Here is a 3,973-nt window from a genome sequence, read left to right on the forward strand (position 1 = left end):
GGATCCTGCCACCGGAGGGCGGCACATCAAGGACCAACCACCAAAGGCGGCTCCGGCCTGTCTCCACCCACCGATCGCCAACAGCCTGACACTGACGCGAAGAAACTCGCCGCGGGCTTCAAGATCTCGTTCGCCCGCCTCAGTTCGGCGATCTCCTTCTCCATCGCCTTGACCTGCGCGGATGCCTCCGTCGTCGTCCCGGGCGGGTCCCGGCGTCGGTCTGGTCCTGCCGCACCCACTTGCGCAGCGTCTCGGTCGTGCCGATGCCCGGCGCCGACACCGCGCTCGGCGCCGAGTTCAACGCCACCACCGGCGAAACATGTTCGATTCCGCTCGCGCGATCGCCCCCCGGCGAGGGGTCACCGGCAGCCCCTCTCCGCAGGCATTCCACCAGTGCACATGAGCCGAAGCGAGACCCACAAACCGGGGACACGCGAAGGCTTGATGAAGCGCCGATCCCACGATGCAAAGACCTCACTGGCGGTCCCCGACTGAGGGTCCGATCACGGGCTGTTCGTGCCTGCGGTTGCACCGCCGTCGCACTGCGTGCGCAATGGGTGGGACGGCCGCAGTCCTCGCCGGCCTCCAGGGAAGGTGGGTTGCCACTGAGAGAGTGCCGTGTGTACGTGAAGGTCTGGTATGGCGGCGCACGTGGTGAGCGAGCGCGACACACAAGCTTCGAGTAGCTAATAGGTGGTAAGAGTGCGATGCATCTTATGTCACTTAAGTGCCTGGGGGTGTGGTCATTCACGCACCCTCACAACTCCCGATGGCAGCCCGCCCATGAGGACCATCCTCGCCGAGTCGGCCGATCTACTGCCTGCCATCCTTGACAGTGATTTGTGCAACGAGAGCACTGCGATTTTCTGCCCTTCCTCCGATACTCCTACCGGAATCGGTGAAACCATCGTTGCTCCCTGCACGGGCTCGCTGGGCGCTCCGGGCGATGAAATGGTGGTGGGGGACGTCTTCGTCGTCAAGGTGCAGGAGTACATACTCACCCCATACCTCGAGATAGACGGTCCGACTTTTGCACGGATCACCAGCGAGAAGGACTTTTACGCCTTTCTGGACCACGCGGATCAGGCTAAGCAGCACGGCGTGTTCCCTCCAGCGCTGCTCCACCCCATGATGCGGCTGGGTGACTTATGCGCCCTGGGCGGCGCTCATACCTGTGGCGGCCCGGGCCAGCGGCTCTTCGTCCGTGCCAGCGGCGAAGCCAGCACCACACCTCAGGGCATGCCCCTCGGCTTCGTCACCGACGGTCTCGCATCCCTGACCTCCGCATGGTCCGCCATCAGGCGGCCGCCCGGCTCCGGCTGCCCGGGCTGTCTCACCGGGGCCGTCCGCACGCCGACCCTGCGCATCGCCCACCAGCAGCGCCCCTGGCTGTCCCGCTACCTCTGCACCCTGGACGCACTTCGCACAGCAGCCACGGAAGGCCTGACCAATCTGAAAGTCTCCGGCTTTCCACACCGCATGACTGCCGCTGCAGACCAATACACACAGGCTGTTGACCTCACTCTCGTCGGCGCGGAGCTGCCCGTGCTGCTGTTCAACACCGCCATAGCCCTGATCCACGACCCACACAGCAACCAGCAATTTCAGGTCGGTACCGGCACCGCACGCCTCCTCGAGCTCCTCATGATCTATGGAGACGAAGACGCAGCGATCGCTGCCGCCACACACCATCTCGGGCTGGCACCGCACGCCGCCCGCGAGGCCCTGGCTCAAGTGATGAGCGGCCTGAGCGATTTCGGCATGCAACTATTACCAGAAAAGAGATGCCGAAGTGCGTCATCGATTCAGCCGGGGCATCAGGGTGCAGCCGCGCAAGGCGTGAACACGAGTTGCTGGTTATCGGCCATGGGCGCCGCGGATTCCAGGCATTCTTGGCAGCCGGTGCCGGGCCCCCGGGCCTCCGGCTGACGGTTGACCAGCGAATACGGACGTTCCTCGTCGAAGCCGAATCGGCAGCTCCAAGCCAAGTGCGGTGATCAGTGGAGCGACCGAGAAGGGGACGGCTTCGTCAAGTTCGCTGTTGTGCTGTCGCCACCAAAGGCCTCAAGGTGCGTTTTCGTCAGCAGGAGCGAACCCTTTTGCCCCGCCTTCAAGGTGCCAACCCGCCGCTCCAGGGGGATCTGCCGGATGCGGTCGATCCCTGGTCGCCTCTCTTCACAGCCTCGGCAAGGTCTGGCACAGAATGATCCTCGCCAGTCCCGTGCCGACAGCGGACTCGCAGGTGACCGCACGTGTCTTAGGCACGCTTCGCCACCGTCCGGTCGTACAGTTGCGCTGATCATCCATGGTGCGGCCGGGATAGCCGGGGAAGGGGAGCGCGGTGACCCTCGCGGAGCCGAACGGGCAGGGGGACCTCTTCAGTAGCGTGGATGAGCACGAGGTGCAGCTGGTCCGCCCCGCCGGCACCAGCCGGCCTATCTGGGCCGTCTACGGCGGCGGCCGGTATCTGGGGACTGTGAGCGCCGAACGCGACGGCAACGCGGTGCCTGTGTGGCGGGTGCTGGCCACGAGGGAAGAACACGACAGTCTGGATGACGCGATCCGTGCCATGCGGCGGCCCCCGTCCTGGCGACGTGAACGTGAGCGGGTTTCTCGTTGGGCCCGTCACCTACTCGCCGATGACTCACTGCTGGCCGTCGATCTGGAGACCACCGGTCTGGACAACGCCTATATGGTGCAGATCGCCGTGATGGACCGGGACGAGAGCGTGCTCTTAGACGAGTACGTGCGGCCGCGTGCCGCCATTGAGCCTGCAGCACTGGAGATGCACGGCATCACGCAGAAACGCGTGGCTCGGGCCGCAACCTTCGGGGAGCTCTTGCCTGCCCTCACCGATGTGCTCCATGGCCGAACGCTGGTGTCGTACAACAGCGAATCCCCCCGCGCTGTCTTCCAGCGTGAACTGGTTCGTCATCATGGAGATCCGGTGGCGGCAGCGGAGTGGCTGGCCCGCTGTCGGTGGAAGGACGCCATGATGCCCTACTCCGTGTGGCGGGGGCTGTGGTCGGTCGAGCGGGGCGCCTACCGCAGCCAGCCGCTGGGCGGCCCGCATGACGCTGCCGTCGACTGCCAATTCGTACTTGCCAAGCTCAGACAGATGGCTGATGGCGTGCCGGACGACGGCTGGGCGTTGTCGTGGGATCAACCACTGGCAGGGACAGACCCGGACCGGCGCCCTCTCGACTAGGGACTTTTGTTTGGATCACCGGGCGGACCAGAGGAAGATGCCAGCGATGTGGAGACCGGCCAGGTAGATGGTCGCGGTCTTCTCGTAGCGGATACCGCGCCACTGCTTCAGGCGGTTGATGCACCGCCCGACGGTATTGCGCTGCTTGCAGGCCTCGCGATCGAAGGCTGGAGGTCTGCCGCCTCTGCTGCCGCGTCGCAGCCGGTGGCCCCGCTGGTCGGCAGGCACCGGGTTGACCGCCCGGATTCCGCGTCTGCGCAGGTGGTCGCGGATCGCGCGGGACGAGTAGGCCTAATGGGAAGCGAAGGTCGGCGAGAGCTGACCTTCGCGGGCGCGAGCCGAGCCTTTGAGTATGCCAGGGCCTGAGAGCCCTGTTGACAAGACGAGGCTGGCTCGCGCTCAGCAGTGTGGCATGAAGCGTGCAGAACCCGGTGCCGTTTTGTCGGCATGGACATGGAAGCGGTCCTGTTGCTGCGGTCCGGCCCATCTGCCGCTGCCGGGCGGTGTGCCGTCCGTAGTCCGAGCCGGTTGTGCGGATCACCTCTCAGCTCTGCCTTGAGCCTTCAGCTCTGACGCGGACCGAGGGCCGTATGACTCGCTGGGGTTGCGAACGGCTGGTGGGATGACATGCCTTGAGCACTTCCATTAGGGAGCACGCGCACCCTGCACAGGCTCTAATGGGCCTTGTCGGGCCGTGAGGCAGACTACGCTCCGTAGCCGCTGGTAGGTGAGCACTCCCGGTCTCCGAGCCATTGCGAGTTCTGA

2 protein-coding genes and 2 pseudogenes are annotated in these 3,973 nt (G+C 65.3%); 2 read left to right on the plus strand and 2 right to left on the minus strand.

The features are described from left to right. Window positions 1-101 precede the first annotated feature (101 nt). Window positions 102-268 (minus strand): annotated as a pseudogene (locus ABZ624_RS42215) (transposase); the annotation flags it as partial. 434 nt (window positions 269-702) lie between these two features. Here ABZ624_RS42215 and mpaB point away from each other — a divergent pair. Both mpaB and ABZ624_RS42225 read left to right on the plus strand, forming a co-directional pair. Next, window positions 703-1,929: a daptide biosynthesis RiPP recognition protein gene (mpaB, locus tag ABZ624_RS42220; protein WP_360100930.1), complete on the plus strand. Its 1,227-nt coding sequence runs from the start codon at window positions 703-705 to the stop codon at window positions 1,927-1,929. 412 nt (window positions 1,930-2,341) lie between these two features. Continuing rightward, entirely contained in the window at window positions 2,342-3,208 is an 867-nt protein-coding gene (locus tag ABZ624_RS42225; protein WP_360100933.1) for a 3'-5' exonuclease, read from the plus strand. A 15-nt stretch (window positions 3,209-3,223) separates the two neighbouring features. Here ABZ624_RS42225 and ABZ624_RS42230 read toward each other — a convergent pair. Next, a pseudogene (locus ABZ624_RS42230) lies at window positions 3,224-3,499 on the minus strand (IS5/IS1182 family transposase); the annotation flags it as partial. Window positions 3,500-3,973 lie beyond the last annotated feature (474 nt).

This window comes from Streptomyces sp. NPDC007205 (genome assembly GCF_040634095.1).
Classification (GTDB): domain Bacteria; phylum Actinomycetota; class Actinomycetes; order Streptomycetales; family Streptomycetaceae; genus Streptomyces.